The 22,187-nt window shown below is 64.1% G+C and carries 20 protein-coding genes; 13 read left to right on the plus strand and 7 right to left on the minus strand.

Annotation, left to right across the window (positions count from 1 at the left end; all coding sequences use genetic code 11):
• Window positions 1-245 precede the first annotated feature (245 nt).
• Window positions 246-4,367, plus strand: coding sequence for a HigA family addiction module antitoxin (locus HV773_RS17065; protein WP_175195754.1), 4,122 nt, complete (start codon window positions 246-248; stop codon window positions 4,365-4,367).
• 65 nt (window positions 4,368-4,432) lie between these two features.
• On the plus strand, window positions 4,433-5,269 hold the full coding sequence (locus tag HV773_RS17070; RefSeq protein ID WP_175195756.1) for an abortive infection family protein: 837 nt from the start codon (window positions 4,433-4,435) through the stop codon (window positions 5,267-5,269).
• Window positions 5,270-6,030: 761 nt separating this feature from the next.
• Here the strand turns inward: HV773_RS17070 and HV773_RS17075 are convergent.
• Both HV773_RS17075 and HV773_RS17080 read right to left on the minus strand, forming a co-directional pair.
• On the minus strand, window positions 6,031-6,576 hold the full coding sequence (locus HV773_RS17075; protein ID WP_175195758.1) for a hypothetical protein: 546 nt from the start codon (window positions 6,574-6,576) through the stop codon (window positions 6,031-6,033).
• Between the two features lie 198 nt (window positions 6,577-6,774).
• Window positions 6,775-6,963, minus strand: a complete 189-nt coding sequence (locus HV773_RS17080) for a hypothetical protein (protein ID WP_175195760.1) — start codon at window positions 6,961-6,963, stop codon at window positions 6,775-6,777.
• A 183-nt stretch (window positions 6,964-7,146) separates the two neighbouring features.
• Here HV773_RS17080 and HV773_RS17085 point away from each other — a divergent pair, with 183 nt between their 5' ends.
• The 8 genes from HV773_RS17085 to HV773_RS17120 all read left to right on the plus strand — a co-directional run bounded on the left by HV773_RS17085 (window position 7,147) and on the right by HV773_RS17120 (window position 14,044).
• Window positions 7,147-7,890: an NAD(P)-dependent oxidoreductase gene (locus HV773_RS17085; protein WP_246282306.1), complete on the plus strand. Its 744-nt coding sequence runs from the start codon at window positions 7,147-7,149 to the stop codon at window positions 7,888-7,890.
• A gap of 193 nt (window positions 7,891-8,083) precedes the next feature.
• Window positions 8,084-9,532: a Fe-S cluster assembly protein SufB gene (sufB, locus tag HV773_RS17090; RefSeq protein ID WP_175195762.1), complete on the plus strand. Its 1,449-nt coding sequence runs from the start codon at window positions 8,084-8,086 to the stop codon at window positions 9,530-9,532.
• Window positions 9,533-9,545: 13 nt separating this feature from the next.
• A complete protein-coding gene (sufC, locus tag HV773_RS17095) occupies window positions 9,546-10,307 on the plus strand; it encodes a Fe-S cluster assembly ATPase SufC (protein ID WP_175195764.1) in 762 nt (253 codons plus the stop codon).
• Window positions 10,304-11,638: a Fe-S cluster assembly protein SufD gene (sufD, locus tag HV773_RS17100; RefSeq protein ID WP_175195766.1), complete on the plus strand. Its 1,335-nt coding sequence runs from the start codon at window positions 10,304-10,306 to the stop codon at window positions 11,636-11,638. The genes sufC and sufD overlap by 4 nt, the downstream gene beginning before the upstream one ends.
• Window positions 11,635-12,888 carry a cysteine desulfurase gene (locus HV773_RS17105; protein WP_175195769.1) on the plus strand — a complete coding sequence of 418 codons (1,254 nt, stop codon included), beginning with the start codon at window positions 11,635-11,637 and terminating at the stop codon, window positions 12,886-12,888. The genes sufD and HV773_RS17105 overlap by 4 nt, the downstream gene beginning before the upstream one ends.
• A complete protein-coding gene (gene sufU / locus HV773_RS17110; protein ID WP_175195771.1) occupies window positions 12,885-13,340 on the plus strand; it encodes a Fe-S cluster assembly sulfur transfer protein SufU in 456 nt (151 codons plus the stop codon). The genes HV773_RS17105 and sufU overlap by 4 nt, the downstream gene beginning before the upstream one ends.
• Window positions 13,341-13,371: 31 nt before the next feature.
• Window positions 13,372-13,710: an SUF system Fe-S cluster assembly protein gene (locus HV773_RS17115; RefSeq protein WP_246282313.1), complete on the plus strand. Its 339-nt coding sequence runs from the start codon at window positions 13,372-13,374 to the stop codon at window positions 13,708-13,710.
• Between the two features lies 1 nt (window position 13,711).
• Entirely contained in the window at window positions 13,712-14,044 is a 333-nt protein-coding gene (locus HV773_RS17120; RefSeq protein ID WP_175195775.1) for a non-heme iron oxygenase ferredoxin subunit, read from the plus strand.
• Between the two features lie 33 nt (window positions 14,045-14,077).
• Here HV773_RS17120 and HV773_RS17125 read toward each other — a convergent pair whose 3' ends face one another.
• The 4 genes from HV773_RS17125 to HV773_RS17140 all read right to left on the minus strand — a co-directional run bounded on the left by HV773_RS17125 (window position 14,078) and on the right by HV773_RS17140 (window position 17,318).
• The gene (locus HV773_RS17125; protein WP_175195777.1) at window positions 14,078-14,584 is read right to left on the minus strand and encodes a GNAT family N-acetyltransferase; all 507 of its coding nucleotides are present in this window, start codon (window positions 14,582-14,584) and stop codon (window positions 14,078-14,080) included.
• 56 nt (window positions 14,585-14,640) lie between these two features.
• Window positions 14,641-15,564: a glutaminase gene (locus HV773_RS17130; protein WP_175195779.1), complete on the minus strand. Its 924-nt coding sequence runs from the start codon at window positions 15,562-15,564 to the stop codon at window positions 14,641-14,643.
• Between the two features lie 93 nt (window positions 15,565-15,657).
• Complete coding sequence (locus tag HV773_RS17135; RefSeq protein WP_175195781.1) at window positions 15,658-16,308, minus strand: helix-turn-helix transcriptional regulator; 651 nt, start codon at window positions 16,306-16,308, stop codon at window positions 15,658-15,660.
• Complete coding sequence (locus HV773_RS17140; RefSeq protein ID WP_377730200.1) at window positions 16,305-17,318, minus strand: ornithine cyclodeaminase family protein; 1,014 nt, start codon at window positions 17,316-17,318, stop codon at window positions 16,305-16,307. Before HV773_RS17140 ends, HV773_RS17135 begins: the two co-directional genes overlap by 4 nt.
• Window positions 17,319-17,582: 264 nt before the next feature.
• Here HV773_RS17140 and HV773_RS17145 point away from each other — a divergent pair, with 264 nt between their 5' ends.
• Complete coding sequence (locus tag HV773_RS17145) at window positions 17,583-18,323, plus strand: ABC transporter substrate-binding protein (protein ID WP_377730226.1); 741 nt, start codon at window positions 17,583-17,585, stop codon at window positions 18,321-18,323.
• 40 nt (window positions 18,324-18,363) lie between these two features.
• The gene (locus HV773_RS17150) at window positions 18,364-19,608 is read left to right on the plus strand and encodes an NAD(P)/FAD-dependent oxidoreductase (protein ID WP_175195785.1); all 1,245 of its coding nucleotides are present in this window, start codon (window positions 18,364-18,366) and stop codon (window positions 19,606-19,608) included.
• A 42-nt stretch (window positions 19,609-19,650) separates the two neighbouring features.
• Here the strand turns inward: HV773_RS17150 and HV773_RS17155 are convergent, their stop codons facing one another.
• Window positions 19,651-21,225 carry a DHA2 family efflux MFS transporter permease subunit gene (locus HV773_RS17155; RefSeq protein WP_246282307.1) on the minus strand — a complete coding sequence of 525 codons (1,575 nt, stop codon included), beginning with the start codon at window positions 21,223-21,225 and terminating at the stop codon, window positions 19,651-19,653.
• 312 nt (window positions 21,226-21,537) lie between these two features.
• Here HV773_RS17155 and HV773_RS17160 point away from each other — a divergent pair, with 312 nt between their 5' ends.
• Window positions 21,538-22,182, plus strand: coding sequence for an alpha/beta hydrolase (locus HV773_RS17160; RefSeq protein ID WP_175195786.1), 645 nt, complete (start codon window positions 21,538-21,540; stop codon window positions 22,180-22,182).
• Window positions 22,183-22,187 lie beyond the last annotated feature (5 nt).

A 22,187-nucleotide genomic window follows, 5' to 3' on the forward strand; every position in this document is an offset into this window, starting at 1 on the left:
GAGGCTGAATGAGTGCTGATCGGCCTAAGTGGACGTCCACAAACTCTGGCAGGCGGGTCCGCCTCGCGATTAGCGGCAGCCACTGATTGGGTCATGCTCGCTGACCGATTATCCGGCCAAGTTGCTCACCCATCGCTGGTTGGCCCCAACGCAAAACAGCACCATGAATCGTATTGTGTAGCGCTACACAATACGATATGGTTGCAGTCATTGGCCAACAGGCAACAATTAGCCGTGGAAAGCATATGGACACCAGCGAAGTCCGCCATCCTGGCGAGCGCATCAAGACAGAGATTTTCCCGGCGAAAATGTCCGTGACAAAAGCCGCTGAGCTAATTGGCGTCGGACGTCCAGCTCTTTCCAATCTGCTCAACGGGAAAGCGTCCCTCACTGCCGATATGGCGATTCGCATCGAGAAGGCATTCGGATTCCCCAGGAAAGATCTGCTCGAAATGCAGGCTCGGTACGACGCTTTCAAGGCTAAGCAGAAGAGCGTTCCGACGAACGCGAAAACGTATGCCCCCCCGTTCCTGGCAATCAAGGCGAATGACATTGAGAACTGGGCTTTGCACAACATCGCCGCTCGCAGCAGGTTTGCTGTATTCCTGAGGACCTTGGTCCATTCGACAGGCAGCGGGCTTACGGAAGTGGATTTCCCTGGTAACGACGACTCCCAGCGCGCCGGCTGGGACGGTCGAATCGTGGCGAATGAGGGAACTCCTTGGGTGCCAGCTGGCTACTCGGGTTGGGAGTTCGGCACCAACGAGGATCCAAAGGCGAAGGCGGACAAGGATTACAAGAAATGCGTAGCCGCAACTGATGCAAACGACAGGGCATCAATGGAATTCGTTTTCGTCACTCCCCGCAGATGGGCCGGCAAGAACGCTTGGGTTGCTGAAAAGAAGAGAGATGGTTCCTGGAGGGATGTCCGGGCCTACGACTCCAGCGACCTGGAACAGTGGGTGGAACAGTCGCTGCCCGGACAGGCATGGTTTGCCAACGAGACTGGCTCCCCTGCGCAGGATGTACGCTCGCTCGACAAGTGCTGGATAGACTGGGCGAACGTGGCGACTCCGCCGCTGCCCGGCTCGCTGTTCAGTTCGGCAATCGAGGACGCGAAGCGCAAGCTCGTTTCCCGCCTCGCAAAGGCGCCCACACGTCCAATCGTGGTCGCAGCAGACTCCACCGACGAAGCGCTGGCCTTCGTTGCCCAGTGCTTTGGCCCCGAAGGAAGTGCCGAACTGGAACCATATCGGTACCAGATACTGGTTTTCGATAAAGCCGGTGTCTTGCCGAAACTTGCAGGCGGGACGAGGCCGTTCATTCCAGTAGTGCACTCGCGCGAGGTCGAAGTTGAACTCGCGCCGTACGCTGAACAGATGCACTCCATCGTGGTGTACCCTAGGAACTCTGTTAACGCAGAACCAGACATCGTTCTCGAACCCGTCAGTTTCGAAACATTCGATTCCGCGCTTAAAGGCATCGGCAAGAAGCGGGACGAGGTCAAGAGTCTCGCAAACGAGTCGGGATGCTCGCTGACCGTTCTGCGCCGCCGTCTCGCGACCCTCGAGGCAGTGCGAGTGCCGGTTTGGGCAACGCAGCAACACGCCCCGGAGAACCTAATCGCCTTCATGCTGGTAGGCGCGTGGCACGCGCTCAACGAAACCGACAAAGCAGGGCTGTCCCTTCTGGCAGGCGACCGCACGTACGAAGCGCTGGAAAAGGATTGTCAACGCCTGATCCAACTGAACGACTCACCGCTCTGGTCCATCGGGACATATCGCGGGGTCGTTTCGAAGATCGACCTGCTCTACGCCATCGCTCGGTATGTGACCCGCGATGACCTGAAGAGGTACTTCGACGTCGCCCGGATGGTGCTGAGCGAGGACGATCCATCCCTGGATCTCGCCGAAGAGCAGCGATGGGCCGCATCCATCCACGGAAAAACCCGGGAATTCTCCCCAGCATTCCGTCAAGGTATTTCGGAAACGCTCGTCCTACTGGCCGTTCACGGCGCGGGCCTTTTCAAGGCTCGGCTGGGGATCGACACGGAGGCCGAGGCGGCCTTGGTAGTGTGCGACCTGCTTAACAACGATCCCCTCACCACGCGCATCCTTGAAGCCAACGACAGAGACCTGCCGCTCTACGCCGAAGCGGCGCCGACCGAGTTCCTCTCGATCATTGAGCGCGACCTGAAGACGAGCAGTCCGGCAGTTTTCGGCCTCCTTCGCCCTGCCGGGTCCGGCATGTTCGGAAGCCCCAGCCGCACCGGACTGCTCTGGGCGCTGGAAGGGCTTGCATGGAATCCGGAGACGCTTCCCCGTACGGTGATGATCCTCGCACGTCTCGCGCAGATCGAGATCAACGACAACTGGGTCAACAAGCCGGCGCATTCGCTAGCAGCGATATTCCGATCCTGGATGCCCCAAACCGCAGCCAATAATGAAGAGCGCTTGGCATTGGTGAAGGTCCTGTTCGACAGGTTCCCGGACGTCGCCTGGACTCTTTGCGTCGCGCAGTTCGGCAATCATCATCAGGTCGGGGACTATAGCCACAAGCCGACGTGGCGCCCGGACGGATACGGCCATGGTGAGCCGTTTCCGACGTGGGGGCCGATATTAGAGTTCGCGGGCACAATGATCGAGTTAGCCTTATCCCAGGCACACTACTCCGTTTCGATGCTGTCCGACCTGATCGACCGCCTCCCTGACCTGACGGATCCCGACCAGGATCGCGTATGGGCGCTGGTCGAGTCATGGGCGAAGACCGCAAGCGACAACGACAAGATTGCGTTACGCGAGAAGATTCGAGTCTCGACGTTATCCCGTGTCGCAACGCTGCGCGCGAAGAAAAGCGGTAAGAAATCCCGCGTAGCAGCCGCAGCAAAGCACATCTATGCCGCGCTCGAACCGAGCAACCTCCTCGACAAGCACGCGTGGCTTTTCAAGGGCACCTGGATCGACGAGTCTGCCGACGAACTCGAAGACATCCAGAATATTGACTATGAAGCGCGCGAGACGCGGATCCGCAAACAGCGGGCCGATGCGCTGAAAGAAATCCACGGACAGTATGGCATCGCTGGCTTACTCGACACGGCAATCGGTAGCGGAGCATCGGGAACCATCGGCGCCGTTGCGGCCGAGCGTGTGCTCGACGAGCAAGAACTGCTCGCGCTCGTCACCTTGGCCTTTCAGAAAAGGGATGAGAGCGAGCCTGCGGCCCGTGCGTCGGAATGGCTGATCCAAGGCATTTTAGGAGTGGTGTCCAGCGACCAAAACCGCGAAGCATTCCTAAGGTCTTCCATTGCCGCGATAGGCCCCGAGAACGCGGCTCACTTCCTGGCGCTCGCGCCTTTCGGCGAAGCCATTTGGTCGCTGGTGTTCTCATACGGAGAGGAGGTTGAAGCGCGGTACTGGAAGGAGGTCGCTCCCGGGTGGCTGCGGGACGTCCCTGCGGAGATGGCGAAGGCGGTCGACATGCTCATGAGGGCCCGGCGCCCACGCGCCGCGTTCGCGCTCGTCAAGGATCAACCCGAAAAACTGCCGGTCCGCACGTTGTTCCAACTTCTAACGGTCATGGCACAGGACGGCGACGACAAGGCGGGTGAATACCTGCTCGAACACTACTACGTCGAAAGGGCCTTCGAATGCATCAATAGGACTTCCGAACTGTCGCTCGAACAGAAGGCCGGCCTCGAATTCGCGTATCTAGACGTGCTTGACCGTGCATGGGACCGGCGCGCCGAGTCCGCAATCCCGAACCTCGAGCGCTACATCGAGAACCACCCTGAAGTACTGGTCCAAGCCATTGTCTGGACGTACAAGCGCAAGGACCGAGCTGAAGACCCTCCTGAATTCAGAGTTGAAGCAGAAAAGGCTAAACCCATGGCTGAACGGGGATTCAAGCTCATACAAGCACTGAAAAGGATTCCTGGAAGCGACGAACACGGGGGCGTTGATCCCGAGCGCTTGGCGAAGTGGACCGAAACCGTACGAAAGTCCTGCGCCGAGCTGTCGCGCATCGAAATCGCCGACATCGTCATCGGAGAACTGCTTTCCTCGGCACCAATCGGCACGGACGGCGCCTGGCCTTGTGAAGCGGTGAGGACTGTGATGGAAGATATCCAGTCCGAGGACGTGATGCGCGGAGCGCATACCGGCGTGTACAACTCGCGAGGGGCGCATACGCGAGGTCCCGGCGGGGACCAGGAACGCCAACTGGCCGACAAATACAGAAAGTGGGCGCAACAGATCCGGATGTCGTCGCCGTACGTGGCTTCCGAGCTGCTCATGAAGCTGACAGAGACCTACGAGCGGGAAGCTGTTCGGGAGGATACTGAAGCGAAAATCAACCAGAGATTGCGCTAGCTGGCGAATACCTCGCGCCTTTCATTCACGCTGATGCGCTCCGATCAACTAAAGAAAGGGAAGTGATGGCGAACATTCCTGTTACTGACATGGTCGTACACGCATTTTCCCAGTTGGTAGACGACTCGGGTAATAGCGGAAGCTATCGAGAGCCATCGCATTCGGACATCGAATTTCAAATCAATACGTCCGGGCTGGCGACCTTCGATCCCAAGCAACAGGGGCAGCTGATCGGAAAGGCCAAGCGGGTCAGATCTGTGCTGTACGAGGCGATGACGGCCAATCCCACCGCCGCCTCGCGGTTCGCCATGGGTCTCCTGGGAAAGATTCGTGCGTGTGGCGGCTTCCGCGCTGGCGCACCAAATTTCGTTGGCTCCGAGGCGATTGCGAACGCCAAGTCGGCCTGCGACAGCGTTGGCTTTGTCCTCACAGACGACGGGACGCTTTCGCCGAAAGTGCTCACAGCTCTTCGTGGCCCAGAGCTGACCGATGCACTGCTGGGCTACGCGCGGCGCGCACAGCGAGGCGCCGAGGACGCAGCCCTTGTGGCTGGAACGGGCAAGGACCTGCTTGAGGCCACTGCTGCCCACGTGCTTATGACAATACGGGGCAGCTATCCCGCGGGAGCTAATTTTCAAGCCTTGTTGGGCATGGCCTTCATTGCGCTGGATCTTGCGGTGCCGGAGATACCGGAAGTTCAGGGTGAGTCGCCTGTCCGCATTATGGAGCGGGGCCTGTTCGCCACCGCGCTCGGTGTTAACCGCGTCCGGAACAAGCATGGCTCTGGCCACGGCCGCCCGTGGCTACCGACACTCACCGACGCCGAGGCCAAAGCAGCGATAGAGTCTGTTGGCACAGTCGCCAGCTACTTACTGGCAAAGCTCGCGACACACGGAAGGTAACCGCCCGCCAATCTTGAGAGATCAGATGGATGGCCGCTATGGAGATGCCGCTGCCGCTCGAATGACCGGCCAGCATCTCTCGCGACCGTCGCATGTTGGCCGATATCGGCAATTCGACATTCGACTGTCGGTAGACAAGCGTGCAGTCGCCGCGGCTTTTTACGGCAGTCGGCAGAGGATGGCGCGACATCGTTGTTCGCCTGGGTTCACGACTCCTCGATTCTTTCGCTCGTCACGATAAACGCGCTTATCTTAATCGCCGTGTTCTACATAGAGTTTTCGGGGAAAGCTTCGCTCGCTCGTACAACTAAATTTGTTAGCAGTTTCCAACTTTTTTAATAGCGCGGTGCATTGTTCTTCAGTTGTGGCGTTGCGCCCAGTATTGAATGACACGCCGCTTCGAGCGTTCCGTCATTCTCGCTTTCGCCGCGTCTGGTCCGCTACAGCCTGTCTTCTTCAGTACATTCGCGCCACTTCAGCCAGCTTGCTCGCTTTTCGCCAGAATGCGCCCTCGGCTTTCATTCTGGTCGCAAATTAACGGTAGTCCGCCGCGCGACACTCAGCCATCGGCTCGACAATGATCAGGATAACTGACTAGGAGAATGGGCGCGTGACCTGATAGAACCACTGATAGCTCACGGCGCATCGCCGAAGTCCTGTGATCGCAGTATGGGCGTTGCAGCGAAGACCTGCAGGCGGGCGTCCCAGCGCGCCACAAACCGGCCGTCGATTACCCCTGGCAGGCAAGCGGTCTCGGATGCCTATTCGACGGGAGCCGGCTGAACGTTAAGTTCCAGTTGGGGTTCGCTGGGCACTTGCGTCGCGGGCGCGACGTCTTGCTCCGGCGTCGGCTGTTCGGTTTGAACGGCGGGAGGCGGGACGCTTTTGATCACAACGGGCGCCTCTGTGACTGGCGCCGTTGCTCTGGGCGGCGCGGTATGGGCGGCGGTCATGCCCGTGCCGACGTTCGAGCTCGTGGTGTTCGCACTCTTGAGGAGTCCGTGCGAATCGAACAGAAACACGGCCGCGGACGAGTGTGTGTCGGCGCCAGCGACGAGCGAACCGATGAGCGGGATATAGCTTTCCGGGTGCGGACGCGATGTCACGTAGGTGTAGACGAGCAGCGTCGAGCCGTCGTCCAGCGCGGTCTCGACGGACGCCGGGCCGAGCGCGCTTATCACGTCTTGCAGTGTCGTCACGCCGTGCCTGAAGTTCGCCATCTGTTCTGGCCTCACGTCGACACCGGCTGTCACGCAACCGGCGAGTAGTGCGCCGCACAGTAGCCCAGTGACCACTTTGCGATTCATGTCGCCTCGCCCCCTCGTGTTGATTCTAGGACGAACGCGGCTGGCCGGCATGAAACGATCAGCGTCTGCACGCGCACGATCGCTCTTGCGTCGATTGGGATGCGCCCGCCGATTTCCTGTGCGTTGTTGCGCGAGTGGAGGGCGGGCGAACTCCGTACTGGAAGATGGCGCTTTCCAGTAAGCGGATGCAGAACAGCGTCAGTGTGTCGTAACGCTGACGGCCACGATTTCGTATCCGGGGTCGGCGTTTTCGTTCGCCGCTTTTTCCGCGTCCTCATACGAGGTAAAGGACTTGGCCCCTTCGATCTCTGGCGCCATGCCAATGTCGCCGTCCTCTGCGCAGCAGAGGAACTGCCTACCGGTCTTCACCACGTAGACGGTTCTCATGTTTCCCTCCATGGTTTTCGGGGGAACTTATAGTCTAGCAGGGCGCCGGGCACCGGGTCAGGATGGTTTTTTCACGTCGTGTTCACATCCGACGCCCTGACCTGCGGGCGTCCTTTAAACGGTAAGTGCGGCCGCGGCGCTCAACCCGCCCCGAGTTCGTTGAACAGCCAATCCTGAAAGCTCTTGAGCTTCGGCAGATCCGCACGCGATTTAACCAAATCGTTGCATCGACCGGTTGAATCCGCCGGCCAATTCTGTTCCTTCAACCATGCGATACGCGATCTGGGCGGCATGACGCTGGGCATGATCGGCGAGGGCGTGTTGGGGCAGCGCGTGGCCGAGATTGCGAAGGCCTTCGGCATGCGTGTGCTCTTCGCGGCGCACAAGGGGCGCGAGGGACTCGGGCCGCTTTACACGCCGTGGGACGAGGTGCTGGCAAGCAGCGACGTCATCGCGATACACAGCCCCTTGACGCCGCAGACGCGCGGCATGCTCGCGCTGCCCGAGTTTCGCGCGATGAAGCGCAAGCCGCTCATCATCAATAAGGCGCACGGCGGGCTGGTCGATGAGGAAGCGCTCGTGCGCGCGCTCGATGAAGGATGGATCAGCGGCATTGGCTTCGACGAGCTATCGGGCGAGCCGCCCGCCGAGAACAATCCGCTGATGAAAATCGCCGGCCGGCCGAATGTGATTGTGACGCCGCACGTGGCATGGGCCTCAGACGAGGCGCAGCAAAGCCTCGCGGATCAGTTGATGGACAAACATTTACCGCTTCGTCTGCGCCGAGCCTGTCAACGTGGTGGTATGAAGGGCATCTGCTGCGATGCAGTGAATCTTCGATTTGTCCCTTTGCCATGCCGGCGTCGGATGCTCTTTCGGAGGGCCTTCCCGAAAACTTTGATGTTTCCCCATAGGTGCATCAGGTGATCGATGAGGGCCAGGTCGAGTCTCCAGGTCGTCTGATCCGACGTCCGTGTGGAGACCCTGAGTCCGCCAGGGTCTTGGGTGCGGCTCTACAATGGTTGGTGAGAGTAAACAGGAGACCGTAATAATCGCGATGCCGCCGGTCGTCATGGGCGCGCGGCTTCGCGAGCGGTTTCCGCGCCATGCGGAGGTCCAGATGAGTCAAAGCGCGACCGGAATGGAACAATGGGTTCAGCGCAAATACCAGCATGGATTCGTCTCCGACGTGCAGTCCGACACCTTTCCGAGCGGGCTCTCCGAAGACGTAATCCGGCTGATTTCAGCGCGCAAGCACGAGCCGGAATTCATGCTCGAATGGCGGCTGGCAGCGTACCGGCACTGGCTCACGATGAGCGAGCCGCATTGGGCCACGGTCGAGCATCCGCCTATCGACTGGCAGTCCATCGCGTACTATTCGGCGCCGCACACGCAAGGCGAGCGGCCGAAGAGCCTGGACGAAGTCGATCCGGAATTGCTGCGCACCTATGAAAAGCTCGGCGTGCCGCTGCGCGAGCGCGAGGTGCTGGCCGGCGTGGCCGTGGATGCGGTATTCGACAGCGTCTCGGTGGCCACGACGTTCCGCAAGCAGCTCGGCGAACTCGGCATTGTGTTCTGCTCGTTCTCGGAAGCGGTGCAGGAACATCCGGAGCTTGTGCGGCAGTATCTCGGCTCGGTGGTGCCGTACACCGACAACTTCTTCGCCACGCTGAATTCAGCGGTATTCAGCGACGGCTCGTTCTGCTATATCCCGCCTGGTGTGCGCTGCCCCATGGAGTTGTCCACGTATTTCCGCATCAACGCGCGCAACACCGGGCAATTCGAACGCACGCTGATCGTGGCCGACAAGGGCGCGTACGTGAGCTATCTGGAGGGCTGCACCGCGCCGATGCGCGACGAAAACCAGTTGCACGCGGCCGTGGTGGAACTGGTGGCGCTGGAAGGCGCGCAGATCCGCTATTCGACCGTGCAGAACTGGTATCCAGGCGACGAACAGGGACGCGGCGGCATCTACAACTTCGTGACCAAGCGCGGCGACTGCCGCGAAGCCAACGCAAGAATTTCGTGGACGCAGGTAGAAACCGGCTCCGCTATCACATGGAAATACCCGAGCGTGATCCTGCGCGGCGACAATTCGATTGGCGAGTTCTATTCGGTGGCGCTCACCAATCATTACCAGCAGGCCGACACCGGCACGAAGATGATTCACCTCGGGCGCAATACGCGCAGCACGATTCTGTCGAAGGGCATTTCCGCCGGGCGCGGCAGAAACGCGTATCGCGGGCTCGTGAAAATGGGCCGCTCGGCGCAGGACGCGCGCAATTTCAGCCGCTGCGATTCGCTGCTGCTTGGCGACCGGTGCAGCGCTTTTACGTTTCCGTACATTGAGGTGAAGAATGCGAGCGCGAAGGTCGAGCACGAGGCGTCGACCTCGCGCATCGGCGAAGACCAGTTGTTCTATTGCATGCAGCGCGGGCTCTCGGAAGAAGACGCGGTGTCGATGATCGTCAACGGTTTTTGCAAGGACGTATTCAGAGAGCTGCCCATGGAATTCGCCGTGGAGGCGCAGAAGCTGCTGGGCGTAAGTCTCGAAGGGTGCATGGGCTGAGAGGGCGAACGAGATGCTCGATATCCGCAACTTGAGTGTCGAAGTGGAAGGCAAGCCGATTCTGCGCGGCGTCGATCTGCGCGTGAATGCCGGCGAGGTGCACGCGATCATGGGCCCGAACGGTTCGGGCAAGAGCACGCTCGCGCACGTGCTGACCGGGCGCGCGCCCTGTGTGGTGACAGGCGGCAGCGTGAGCTACGACGGCGAAGACCTGCTCGCGCTCGCGCCAGATGAACGCGCGCGCCGGGGCGTCTTTCTCGCCTTCCAGTACCCGGTGGAAATTCCCGGCGTCAGCAACGCGTATTTGCTGAAGGCCGCGCTCAATGCCCAGCGCAAGGCGCGCGGCGAGCCGGAACTGGACGCCATGGAATTTCTCGCGCTCATCAAACAGAAGCTCGCGGACATGCAGATGGACGAAGGTCTGCTCTCGCGTGGCGTCAACGAGGGATTCTCGGGCGGCGAGAAAAAGCGCAACGAGGTGCTGCAAATGTCCGTGCTCGCGCCACGCCTGGCGATTCTCGACGAAACCGATTCGGGCCTCGACATCGACGCGTTGCAGGTGGTCGCGCGCGGCATCAACCAGATGCGCGACCCGAACCGCGCGATCGTGCTGGTGACGCATTATCAGCGCCTGCTCGATTACGTGGTGCCGGATCATGTCCACGTGCTTGCCGAGGGGCGCATCGTGCGTTCGGGCACGCATGAGCTTGCGCTCGAACTGGAGCGCAAGGGTTACGGCTGGCTCAGCGGCGAAGCACGCGAGGAGCAGTCATGAGCGAAGCGCTGCGCGACTACTACCGCGACGCGTTCCGCGCGACGGTGAAGACGCTGCCGGGCGTCGAGTTGCCGTGGCTGCGCAGCGCCCGGCGCCGCGCGTTCGAGCGGTTCGAGACGCTGGGCTTTCCGGGCACGCAACTCGAAGCGTGGAAGTACACCAACGTAACGCCGATCGCACAGCCATGTTGGCATTTCGCGCCTGCACATCCCGCGCCCGCGGACCCGGGCGGCATTGCCGGGCTGGTGAGCGATCTCGTGCCGGATGAAGCCGCGAACCGTCTTGTGTTCGTGAACGGCCGCTGCGTGCCGACGTTTTCCCGGCTTGCCGATGTGCCCGAGGGCGCCTATGTGGGCAGCCTGCGCCAGGCGATACGCGACATGCCGGGGCGGCTCCATGCGGTGATGGCGCGGCGCGAGTTTCGCGACGGCTTCGCGGCGCTGAACGGCGCATTCCTCAGCGACGGCTACGTGGTCATGCTGCCGGAACACGGTGTGATGAACGCGCCGCTTCACGTGCTCTTTTTCGCCGACGAAGCAGGCCTCGCGATGCACCCGTTCAATGTGGTGTTGACGGAGCGGGGCGCGCGCTGCGCGATCGTCGAGCAGTTCGCCGGAATCGCCGATGAGCCGTATTTCGTCAACACCGCCACCGAGATCGTCGCGGACAGCGAAGCCGACGTCCAGCATTGCCGTATTCAGCAGGAGGCGCGCAGTGCGTTCCATATCGCCGACGTGGACGTTGCGCAGCAGCGGGCGAGCCACTTCACTTCGCATTCGTTTGCGTTCGGCAGTGCGCTCTCGCGCACGCAGATCGCGACGCGGCTCGACGCGGCCGACGCTCGCGCCGATTTGAACGGCCTCTATCTGGTGGGCGCGAGACAGCATGTGGACCATCACACGCGCATCGATCACGAGCAGCCGCGCGGCACGAGCCGCGAGTATTATCGCGGCGTGCTCGATGGCGCATCGCACGGCGTGTTCGACGCGCGTGTGATCGTGCATCGGGACGCGCAGCAGACCGACGCACATCAGGGCAACGACAATCTGCTGCTGTCGCGCGATGCGCAGATTGACACGAAGCCACAACTGGAGATTCACGCCGACGACGTGAAATGCACGCACGGCGCGACCGTTGGCCAGCTCGACGAGACTCCGCTGTTCTATCTTCGCTCGCGCGGCATTGAAGAGCGCGTGGCGCGGGCGCTGCTGGTGTGGGCGTTCGCGCGCGCCTGCGTGGACCGCGTGGATAGCGCTGCGCTGCGTTCGCGGCTTACACAGCTGCTGCTCGCGCGCGTACCCGGCGGCGAGCATCTGCGGGGGCTCGCATGAAACCTGTCGAACCCGTGCGGATTCCAGACGAGGAAACGGTGGCGCGCTGGCGGCGCGATTTCCCAATTCTGAACGAACGCGTGCACGGCCTGCCGCTCGTGTATCTCGACAACGGCGCGACCACGCAGAAGCCCGCGGCCGTGATCGCAGCGGAGCGCGGCTTTTACGAACAGACGAATGCGAACGTGCATCGCGGCGTGCATCTGCTTTCGCAACGCGCCACCGATGCCTATGAAGGCGCACGCCTGCGTATCGCGCGGTTCATCCACGCGGCGCGCGCCGAAGAAATCGTGTACGTGCGCGGCACCACCGAGGCGATCAATCTCGTGGCGCAGAGCCATGTCCGGCCCCGCGTGCGGCCCGGCGACGAGATTCTCATCAGCGCGATGGAGCACCACTCGAATATCGTGCCGTGGCAGATGGTCTGCGCCCAGACCGGCGCGGTGCTCAAGGTCGTGCCCATCGACGACAGCGGCACGCTCGACATCGACGCCTGGGCGCGGATGCTGAACCCGCGCACGCGCATGGTCGCGATCACGCACGCGTCGAACGCGCTCGGCACCATCAACCCCATCGCACGGCTGATCGAACTCGCGCACGTGCACGGCGCGCCGGTGCTGATCGACGGCGCGCAGGCAATCGCGCATTTGCCTGTGGACGTGGCCGCGCTCGATTGCGACTTCTACGCGTTTTCAGGGCATAAGGTCTACGGGCCGACCGGCATCGGCGCGCTCTACGCGAAGGCCAGTCTGCTGGAGGCAATGCCGCCGTGGCAAGGCGGCGGCGACATGATCCGCAGCGTGAGCTTCGAAAAGACCGAGTACAACACGATTCCGTGGCGCTTCGAGGCCGGCACGCCGAATATCGCGGGTGCGGTTGCGCTGGCGGCGGCGCTCGATTATGTGAGCGCAATCGGTGTGGAAGTCGCGGGAGCGCACGAGGCCGATCTGCTTGTTTATGCGAGCGATGCGTTGCGCGCGGTGCCGCGTTTGAGAATGATCGGCACGGCAAAGGAGAAGGTGGGGATCGTATCGTTCGTAATGGAGCACGCGCACGCCCACGATATCGGCACGATCCTGGACCAATGCGGCGTGGCGGTGCGTACCGGCCATCATTGCGCGATGCCGGTGATGGCGCGCTATGGCGTACCGGCTACGGTGCGCGCATCGTTCGCGCTCTACAACACGCGCGCCGACGTGGATGCGCTCGTCGATGGTCTCGCGCGCGTGCAGGAGCTGTTCCCGCTATGAGCGACCTTCGTGAGTTGTACCAGGAAACGATTTTCGACCACTACCGGCGGCCGCGGAACTGCCATGCGCTGCCGGATGCGAATCGCCGGGCCGAAGGGTACAACCCGCTGTGCGGCGACCGCATCACGCTGTATCTGCGTGTCGAGGACGGCATCGTCAAGGACGTGGGCTTCGAAGGGGCGGGCTGCGCGATTGCGACCGCTTCGGCCTCGCTGATGACCGAGGCGCTCAAGGGACGCACGGAGGCCGAGGTCGACGCGCTGTTCGAGCGCTTTCACGCGATGGCGACGGCGCCCGCCGACCGGCCGTTCGATGACACGACCGGGCTCGGCAAACTCGCGGTGCTGGCCGGCGTGCGCGAGTTTCCGGCGCGCATCAAGTGCGCGACGCTCGCCTGGCACACGTTGCGCGCCGCCTTGCGCGACCAGGGCGACACGGTATCCACCGAATGACGCGAGGCGAACCATGAAGCCCACTGATGACATGCAGGAACGCGACGACGCGCAGGGCAGCGGCGGCGAGTTTCGCGCGCGCGTGATCGATGCGCTGCGCACGGTCTACGATCCCGAGATACCCGTCAACATCTACGATCTGGGGCTCGTCTATGGGCTCGACGTCGACGACGAAACCCGGCAGGTGTCGATCCGCATGACCTTGACCGCGCCGGGGTGCCCCGTTGCGCAAACATTCCCGTCGATCGTGGAAGACAGCGTGCTCGACGTGGCGGGGGCGAGCGCGGTGCGGGTCGAACTGGTGTGGGATCCGCCGTGGACGCGAGCGCGGATGTCCGAGGCGGCGCGTCTGGAATTGGGGATGTTTTGACATGGCCGACTGGGTGGACGTGGCGCCATACGCCGAATTTCCGCCGGGCGCGGTGCGCAGCGTGAATGTCGAGGGCGCGCAGGTCGCGGTGTTCAATCTCGACGGAACCTGCTACGCGATCGAAGACGTTTGCACGCATGACGGCGGCGTGCTGACCGGCGGCGCGGTGGAGGGCGACGAGGTGATCTGCCCACGGCACGGCGCGCGCTTTTGCATCAGAACCGGCAAGGTCCTCGGGCCGCCGGCCTATGAGGATGTCGCGGTATTCGCGGTGCGCGTGGAGGGCGGCATCGTCCAGGTGCGGGACACGCGGTGGGACGAGCGCGGGTTTTGATTCGCCGCCGCAATTCCGACTGCAGTTTCAACGCTACGCGCTCGCTTCGAACGCCTCGCTGTATCGCACGCTGGCCGCCGGTACGTTGCCGCGCAGTGCGAGCGCCTGAAAATACTCGGCGGGAACGCCGGGCAGCACCAGCGCGGCTTCGGGCGTGAAGCCGAAGCGCTGGTAGTAGAGCGGGTCGCCAAGCAGCACGCAGCCCGCCGCGTGCCGCGCGCGCAACGCGTCGAGCGCCTGCTCGACGAGCCGGCCGCCGATGCCTTGCCTCTGGTGCGAAGGCGCGACCGACAGCGGCCCGAGACCGAACCAATCCGCGCTGCCGTCCGAAAGCGTCACGGCGGACAGCGCAACGTGCCCCACGAGTTCATCCCCTTGCACTGCCACGAGCGAGACCGCGAGTTCGCCGGCCGCGCGCAGCGCGTCGACGATGTAGTGCTCGGTGTGGCTCGTGTGCGGCGCGTGCAGGAAGGCGGCCGCGGTGAGCGCGTGGATCGCGGGAATGTCGGCGGGGGTTTCGGGGCGGATTTCAAAAGGCATGGTGGAGGGTGCGTGAGTTGATTGCATTACTTGGTGCGAGCGAGGGGCGAGCCCGCTCAAAAAATCGACTGCCCCGTCCGCGTGGTCAACCACTCCAGCGACTTCACCCCCGCAAGCGAGTTGCCGTTCGCATCGAGACCCGGCGACCAGACGCACACCGCCATCTCCCCCGGCAGCACGGCGAGGATGCCGCCGCCCACGCCGCTTTTCGCCGGCAGCCCCACGCGATAGACGAAATCGCCCGCGGCGTCATAGGTGCCGCAGGTCAGCATCAGCGCGGACAGGCGCTTGGCGGAACTCGCGTCGAGAATGTGTTCGCCCGACACCGGCGCGACGCCGCCGTTGGCGAGAAAGAGTGCGGCGGTGGCGAGCTCCACACAGTTCATCTCGATCGCGCACTGGCGGCAATACGCTTCGATCACCGTTTCCGGCGGCATTTGCAGGTTGCCGAAGCTCGCCATGAAATGCGCCATCGCGCGGTTGCGTGCGGCATGCTGAAGTTCGGAACTCGCGACGCGAAGGTCGTAGTCGAGATCGGCGGCGCCCGTGAGCCGGCGCACGAACTGCACCAGCGCGGTTTCCGCGCCCACGAAGCGGCGGCACAGCACGTCGGTGACCACGAGCGCGCCCGCGTTGATGAACGGATTGCGCGGCTTGCCGCGCTCGGTCTCTAGCTGGACGAGCGAGTTGAACGCATTGCCCGAGGGCTCGCGGCCGACGCGGTCCCAGAGCGCGTCGCCGAGCAACTGGAAGGCGAGCGTGCAGGCAAACAGCTTGGAGATGCTCTGGATGGAGAAGCGCTCGCGCGCGTCGCCGACCGCGTACACGGTGCCGTCGAGCGCGACGATCGCCATGCCGAAACGCTCGGCGGGCACCTTGGCGAGTTCGGGGATGTAGTCGGCGACACGGCCGGCGGTGCGCCATGGCGCGATGTCGCGATGGATCTGTTCGAGGATCGCTTGATAGTCCGGCTTGTCCATTGACGGATGACGCGCGTGAGCAGGGAAGGCGATGATAGCGCAGCCAGTTTGCAGCATGCGTGTCCGGCGTCTCGTTAGACGCGATCCAAATCGCTACGACCCTTCGCCCTTCATCTCGCGCAAGTGCTTGTACACCGTCGCGCGTCCCATGCCCAGCACCTTCGCCACATAGTTCGCCGAGCTCTTGCCCTTGAACGCGCCCTCGGCATGCAGCGCCTCCACCAGCTCGCGCCGGTGCTCGCGCGTGAGCGAGTTGAGCGCCACCTGGCGCTCGCGCAGCCAGCCGTGCAGGAAGGTGTTGATGCGCTCCTGCCAGTCGTCCTTGAACAGCTCCTCGGGCTGGGCGATCACGCCCGAGCCGCGCAGGAACAGATCGAGCGTCGCGTGCATGTCGTCGAACGCGGCGATGTTGAAGTTGATGCACATGACGCCCATCGCGTGCCCGGCGTCGTCGAACAGCGCCGTGCTCACGCAGCGCATGCGCCGGCCGTCCCAGTTCACTTTTTCGTACGGGCCCAGCAGTTTGTTGCGTGTGGTTTCCTCGACGTCTTCGAGTGCCGAGTCGTCGCCGATCTCGCGCTTCGAAAGATTGTTCGACAGGTACGCCACGGTCTGGTCCGCGAGATCGTGGATCACCACTTCGGCGAACGGGAAGAACAGCGTCGTGATGCTGTCCGCCACGTGCGCGTAGCGTTCGAGCAGCCGCTCGCGCGGCGTTTTCGGGGAGGCGGGCGACTTCTTCATGAGCGTGCTGCTCCGAGCAGGTGCGTATAGAGCGCGTGAGCGATCGCGATGTCTTCGAGACCGAGGCCGATCGAGCGGAAGAACACGTGGCGCACGTAGTCCGGGCGCGGGCAGGCGTCGTTCGCGAGTTCGGCGAGATCGCCCACGATCGCGTCCGGCGACCAGCCGTGCTCGCGCGCGGCCAGCACCATTTCTCCGGCGCTCGCTGGCGTGGTGCGGCGGTAGTCGCAATACACGTCGAGCTTGGGCAGCGCGGCCGGATCGATCTCGTGCGCCTGTGCGACGTTGGTGCTGATCGAGGTGACGAGCGCGGGCTTCGTGAGCGCGTCGAGCGCGAGCACCGGCTTGCCCGACGAGGTGCAGAGCATCACGACGTCGGCGTCTTCGACACATTCGCGAGCCGTTGCGGCGAGGCTCACGCGGGCGTCGGCGGCGCGCACGCTCGCGGCGCGGTCGGTGTCGCTGGCGAGGCCCGGCGAGTGCACGCGAATGCTGTCCCACGCGCGCAGCGGCGCGGCGTGGCGAATGTGCGCGAGCGCCACCGCGCCCGCGCCGATCACGGCGAGGCGGCGTGCGGCGCGCGGCGCGAGCTGGTCGATGGCGAGCGCTGTCGTGCCCGCCGTGCGCTCGGTCGTGAGCAGCGCAGCGTCGCACCACATCAACGGCTGGCCGGTCTGCATCGACATCAGCGCGGTCCAGGCCGTGACGATGGGCTTGGCGCCCTGGGCGCCGGCGACCCCGGCAATGTAGGGCGAAAGCTTCGCGCCGAACACGCCCGCGTGGGCCAGCACGCCCAGATAGGTGATGAAGTCGCCCGCGTCCTGCGGAAACGGCGCGAGCGTCTGGGGCGGCTGCACGGCCTCGCCCCGGCCGAGCGCGGCGAACATCTGCGCGAGCACGCCGCGCACGTCGAGATCGGGCAGCGCGGCGCGCACCTGCGCGGCGTCGGCGATGAACGGCGCGAGCATAGGCGCGGCGGCGTTCGCGCCGGGAAGGGACGTTTCAGACATGCTGTGCTCCATGAGTGATTCGGGACCTGCGCCGCAGACCCAGCGTGGGGACCACCAGCGATTCCGAATGTGGACATTTTTGTCCATTCTAGACTTTATTTTTATTTTTCGTCTATATTCGCATCGTGGCGCGGGACTTCTTCACGAACGACTCGGCCCGACCTCCTGACGACTATGGTGACGACGATGAACACGAAGATGATTCGCTACGCGCGAGCGGTCCGTCTTGCGGGCCTGGCAGGCTTGCTTGGCGCGGGCCTCGGCATGACGGCGGGCGCGGTGTATGCACAGAGCGCGCAGACCTTGCGCTTCGGCGTGGAGGCGGCCTATCCGCCGTTCGAGAGCAAGACGCCGTCGGGCCAGTTGCAGGGCTTCGACATCGACATCGGCAACGCGGTCTGCCAGCGCATGCAGGTGAAGTGCGTGTGGGTGGAGAACAGCTTCGACGGCCTGATTGCGGCGCTCGAGGCGCGCAAGTTCGACGCCATCAATTCGGCGATGAACATCACCGACAAGCGGCGTCAGCAGATCGACTTCACGCCGGCCGTCTACGTGATGCCGATCCAGATGGTCGCGAAGCGCGGCGCGGGGCTGCAGCCCACGCCGGCGAGTCTCAAGGGCAAGCACATCGGCGTGCTGCAAGGGTCGACGCAGGAAGACTATGTGCGCAAGCACTGGGCGCCCGAGGGCGTGTCGATCGTCACGTATGAGAATCAGGACCAGATTTTTGCGGATCTGGCCGCGGGCCGTCTGGACGGCGCGGTCCAGGAAGTGCAGACTGCCACCGACGGTTTTCTGTCGAAGCCGCAAGGCAAGGACTTCGATTTCGCGGGCGCGCCGCTCAAGGACCCCGCCACGCTCGGCGAGGGCACCGGCTTCGGCATGCGCAAGAACGATGCGGCGCTCAAGGCGAAGGTGGTCGCGGCGCTGGATGCGTTGCGCAAGGACGGCACCCTTACCAAATTGTCGATGAAGTATTTCGGCCGCGACATCATTGCGAAGTGATGCGCGCCAGCACCCCATCCAGGACTTCCAGAGGAGCCGCATGAGCAAGGACGCAATCGTGCTGGGCGCGGGCATCGTCGGCGTGAGCGTTGCGCTGCATCTGCAGGCGCGCGGCGTGCGCGTCACGCTGGTCGACCGACGCGAACCCGGCGAGGAAACGAGCTTCGGCAACGCGGGGTTGATCGAGGCGTCGTCGGTGGTGCCGTATGGCTTTCCGCGCGATTGGCGCATGCTGCTGCGGCTCATGCGCAACGACTCGACCATGCTGCGCTACGACGTGCGCTCGCTGCCCGCGTACGCGCGCTGGCTCGCGACGTTCTGGCGCGAGTCGGCGCCGGCGCGGCTGGCGGGCGCGGCGCGCGATATGTTGCCGCTCATCGAGCGCAGCGTCGCCGAGCATGACGCGCTGATTGCAAGAACGGAGTTGCGCCCGCTCGTGCGTCCGGTTGGGTGGATCGAGGCGTACCGTTCGCCCGCACAGTTCGAGCGCGAGCGCGAGGACGCGCAGCGCGTGGTTGCGCAGCATGGGCTGCGCATGGCGGCGCTCGACGCGGCGGGTCTGCGCGCGGCGGAGCCGTCGCTTGCCGCGGGCTATGCCGGCGGGCTGCACTGGATGGATCCGGCCAGCGTGGCCGACCCCGGTGCGCTCGTGAAAGGCTACGCGCAGTTGTTCCTGCGTGAGGGCGGGACGTTCGCGAAGGGCGATGCGCTCACGCTGCGCGCGCAGGGCAGCGGCTGGCAAGTCCAAACCGACAACGGGCCGTTATCGGCGGAACTGGCTGTCGTGGCGCTCGGGCCGTGGTCGGATCTCGTGACGGGGCCGCTCGGTTACCGTGTGCCGTTGCTCCCCAAGCGCGGCTACCACATGCACTACGCGAGCGAGGCCGACGCGCCGCTCACGCGTCCTGTGGTGGATATCGAGAACGGCTATGTGGTCGCGCCCATGAAGCGCGGCTTGCGGCTCACCACCGGTGTGGAGCTGGCCGCGCGCGGGCGGCCGCCGAACTACGCGCAGCTCGATGCGGCCGAGCGCGTGGCGCGGCCCATGTTCGGGCTCGGCAAGCGGCTAGACGATACGCCGTGGATGGGCATGCGTCCATGCACGCCCGATATGCGTCCGCTGCTCGGGCCCGCGCCGCGTCATGCGGGGCTGTGGTTCGCGTTTGGGCATAACCACCACGGGCTTACGCTGGGGCCGGTGTCGGGGCGGCTCGTCGCGGAGCAGATCATGGGCGAGACGCCTTTCACCGATCCCAGGCCTTATTTGCCGCAGCGGTTCGCGTAGCGCGACCCAGGCGGCAAGTGTGCCACGCTCAATGCGGCAGGTTCAATGCGCGCCTGCCGCGCCGCCACCCCCAGAACCCTTCGTCGACTTCGTGATCCAGATAAGCGGAATGATCGCGAGAAAAATGATCGCCGAGATATAGAAGATGTCGTTCAGGCCCATCATCGCGGCTTGGGTCGAGAGCTGAAAATCGAACAGCGCGTGCGCCGAGGGCTCGCTCAGATGCAGCGCGGCCTGCGTCTGAGCGATTGACTGCGTGAAGACCGGGTTGTTGACCGAAGCCTGCTCGGTGAGGCGCGCGTGGTGCAGGATCGTGCGGTTGTTCCATGCGCTAGTCGCGATCGACGTGCCCACGGCGCCGCAGAACACGCGCACGAAATTCGACAGCCCGGCGGCGGCGGGAATGCGCTGCGACGGCTGCCCCGCGAGGATGATCGCCGTGAGCGGCACGAAGAACAGCGCCATCGGCACGCCCTGCAGCAGCGTGGGCAGCACGAGATGCCAGGTGTCGATCTCGATCACGTACTTCGAGCGCATGAAGAACACCACGGCGAACAGCACGAACGCCGCCGTCGCGATCATGCGCGCGTCGGTGCGCGGCAGGATGCGTCCGACCACGGGCGACAGCAGCAGCGCGAAGATGCCGAGCGGCGCGGTCACGAGGCCCGCATCCACCGAGCGGTAATTCAGGTATTCCTGCATCCACTGCGGCAGCAGCACCAGATTGCCGAAGAACACGCCATAGGCCACCGAGATCGCGATGGTCCCGCCCAGGAAGTTGCGCTGCTTGAAGAGCCGCAGGTCGACGATCGGATGCTCCGCGGTGAGCTCCCACACGAGAAAGAACGCGAAGCTCACGAGCGCGGTCACCCCGAGCGTCACGATCACGGGCGAGGCGAACCAGTCGAGGTCCTTGCCTTTGTCGAGCAGGATTTGCAGCGAGGCGACCCACGCGATCAGCAGGCCCAGACCCACCACGTCGATGGGCGGCTTGCGCGTGGCCGACTCGCGATGGCGATAGATCGACCACGTGACCGAGGCGGCGAATATGCCGACCGGAATGTTGATGTAGAAGATCCACGACCAGTTGTAGCTATCGGTGATCCAGCCGCCGAGCGCGGGGCCCGCGATCGGGCCCACTGTGGTGGTCATCGCCCAGAAGGCGAGCGCGGTGGCCGATTTATCGCGCGGCCAGGAGCCGAGCAGGATGGCTTGTGAGAGCGGAATCAGCGGTCCCGCCACCGCGCCCTGCAGCACGCGTGCGACCAGCAGGATCGGCAGCGTGGGCGCGACGCCGCACAGCCACGAAGCGACCACGAACGCGAGGATCGACGCCACGAACAGGCGCACCTGGCCGAAGCGCTGCGTGAGCCAGCCCGTGAGCGGAATCGAAACCGCGTTGGCCGCCGCGAACACCGTGATAACCCAGGTGCCTTCGTCCACCGAGACGCCCAGGTTGCCCGAGATGGTCGGGATGGCCACGTTGGCGATCGAGCTGTCCAGCACGTTCATGAAGGTCGCGAGCGCGACGGCGATGGTCGCGAGGATCAGCTTGCCGCCTTCGAGGGGCGGCGGCGCGGGTGGCGGCGAGGACGATGGAGCGGCGGGCTGGCTCAAGCTTTTTCTCCGCGAATTCAAGGGCAGCGGGGCCGCGCGTAACTCGCGCGGCGGACCGGATTTGCGGCAAGGATACCTGCAATCGCGCCACGGCATGGGCGGGCGTGGAAGCATCCCCAGACGGCGCAGGGACATCGTCCGGCCGCGCTACCGCTAGTGCCATTACACTTGCCTTTCGTTTGATGGGCGGTCCCGCGGGCGGACATACGCGGGTCGCAAGGGCGGCGTATGCTGGCGTCAAGCCGGTCTATTGGCAAGTGCGCTGGCGGGAGCGTTGGCAAAAAGGCGGTAAGACCAGAGGGGAGCAAGACAATGAGCTGGGAACCATTCGATGGCGGCTGGCGTCTCGCGCCGGCCGAAGGCGCGGCGCGCGCGATCGTCGTGCTGCTGCACGGCGTGGGCAGCAATGCGCGCGATCTGATGCCGCTAGCCGACGCCTGGCGCGACGCGCTGCCCGGCGTCGCGTTCGCCTCGTTCGACGGCCACGAGCCGTTCGACGGCGGCTTTGGCGGACGGCAGTGGTTCACGTTGCGCGACGTGAACGAGACCAACCGCGCCGCGCGGGTGGAGGCGGCGGCGCCGGTGCTGGAACAGCGCCTCGCCAACGAGCTCGCGCACTGGGGGCTCGGTTTCGAGCGCCTCGCGCTGGTCGGTTTCTCGCAAGGGTCGATTATGTCGCTCTACCACGCGGCGACGCAGCCCGAGGGAGCGGCGGCCGTGGTCGCCTACGCGGGACGTCTTGCCACGCCGGTGGTCGCGAAGAGCCGCACGCCGCTCACGCTCGTGCACGGCGAGGACGATGAAGTGATCCCGGTGATGGAACTGGAGCGCGCCGCCATCGCATTCAGCGACGCGGGCTTTGCCGTGGCGGCGTTCGCGCTGCCGGGCGTGGGCCACACGATTACGCCGCAAGGCGCGATGCTCGGGCGCGACGCGCTGGTGCGGGCGCTGGGATAGCGTTA

Origin of the sequence: Paraburkholderia caffeinitolerans, from assembly GCF_902859945.1 — a bacterium.
In the GTDB taxonomy this organism is placed as follows: Bacteria; Pseudomonadota; Gammaproteobacteria; order Burkholderiales; family Burkholderiaceae; genus Paraburkholderia; species Paraburkholderia caffeinitolerans.

Coding starts and splice junctions, on each gene's coding strand:
- HV773_RS17145 (WP_377730226.1), top strand. CDS start 17,583: ATGACGGCGGGCGCGGTGTATGCACAGAGCGCGCAGACCTTGCGCTTC.
- HV773_RS17120 (WP_175195775.1), top strand. CDS start 13,712: ATGGCCGACTGGGTGGACGTGGCGCCATACGCCGAATTTCCGCCGGGC.
- HV773_RS17080 (WP_175195760.1), bottom strand. CDS start 6,963: ATGAGAACCGTCTACGTGGTGAAGACCGGTAGGCAGTTCCTCTGCTGC.
- HV773_RS17140 (WP_377730200.1), bottom strand. CDS start 17,318: ATGTCTGAAACGTCCCTTCCCGGCGCGAACGCCGCCGCGCCTATGCTC.
- HV773_RS17115 (WP_246282313.1), top strand. CDS start 13,372: ATGCAGGAACGCGACGACGCGCAGGGCAGCGGCGGCGAGTTTCGCGCG.
- sufC (WP_175195764.1), top strand. CDS start 9,546: ATGCTCGATATCCGCAACTTGAGTGTCGAAGTGGAAGGCAAGCCGATT.
- HV773_RS17125 (WP_175195777.1), bottom strand. CDS start 14,584: ATGCCTTTTGAAATCCGCCCCGAAACCCCCGCCGACATTCCCGCGATC.
- HV773_RS17160 (WP_175195786.1), top strand. CDS start 21,538: ATGAGCTGGGAACCATTCGATGGCGGCTGGCGTCTCGCGCCGGCCGAA.
- HV773_RS17130 (WP_175195779.1), bottom strand. CDS start 15,564: ATGGACAAGCCGGACTATCAAGCGATCCTCGAACAGATCCATCGCGAC.
- HV773_RS17135 (WP_175195781.1), bottom strand. CDS start 16,308: ATGAAGAAGTCGCCCGCCTCCCCGAAAACGCCGCGCGAGCGGCTGCTC.
- sufD (WP_175195766.1), top strand. CDS start 10,304: ATGAGCGAAGCGCTGCGCGACTACTACCGCGACGCGTTCCGCGCGACG.
- HV773_RS17075 (WP_175195758.1), bottom strand. CDS start 6,576: ATGAATCGCAAAGTGGTCACTGGGCTACTGTGCGGCGCACTACTCGCC.
- sufB (WP_175195762.1), top strand. CDS start 8,084: ATGAGTCAAAGCGCGACCGGAATGGAACAATGGGTTCAGCGCAAATAC.
- HV773_RS17070 (WP_175195756.1), top strand. CDS start 4,433: ATGGCGAACATTCCTGTTACTGACATGGTCGTACACGCATTTTCCCAG.
- HV773_RS17065 (WP_175195754.1), top strand. CDS start 246: ATGGACACCAGCGAAGTCCGCCATCCTGGCGAGCGCATCAAGACAGAG.
- HV773_RS17105 (WP_175195769.1), top strand. CDS start 11,635: ATGAAACCTGTCGAACCCGTGCGGATTCCAGACGAGGAAACGGTGGCG.
- HV773_RS17150 (WP_175195785.1), top strand. CDS start 18,364: ATGAGCAAGGACGCAATCGTGCTGGGCGCGGGCATCGTCGGCGTGAGC.
- sufU (WP_175195771.1), top strand. CDS start 12,885: ATGAGCGACCTTCGTGAGTTGTACCAGGAAACGATTTTCGACCACTAC.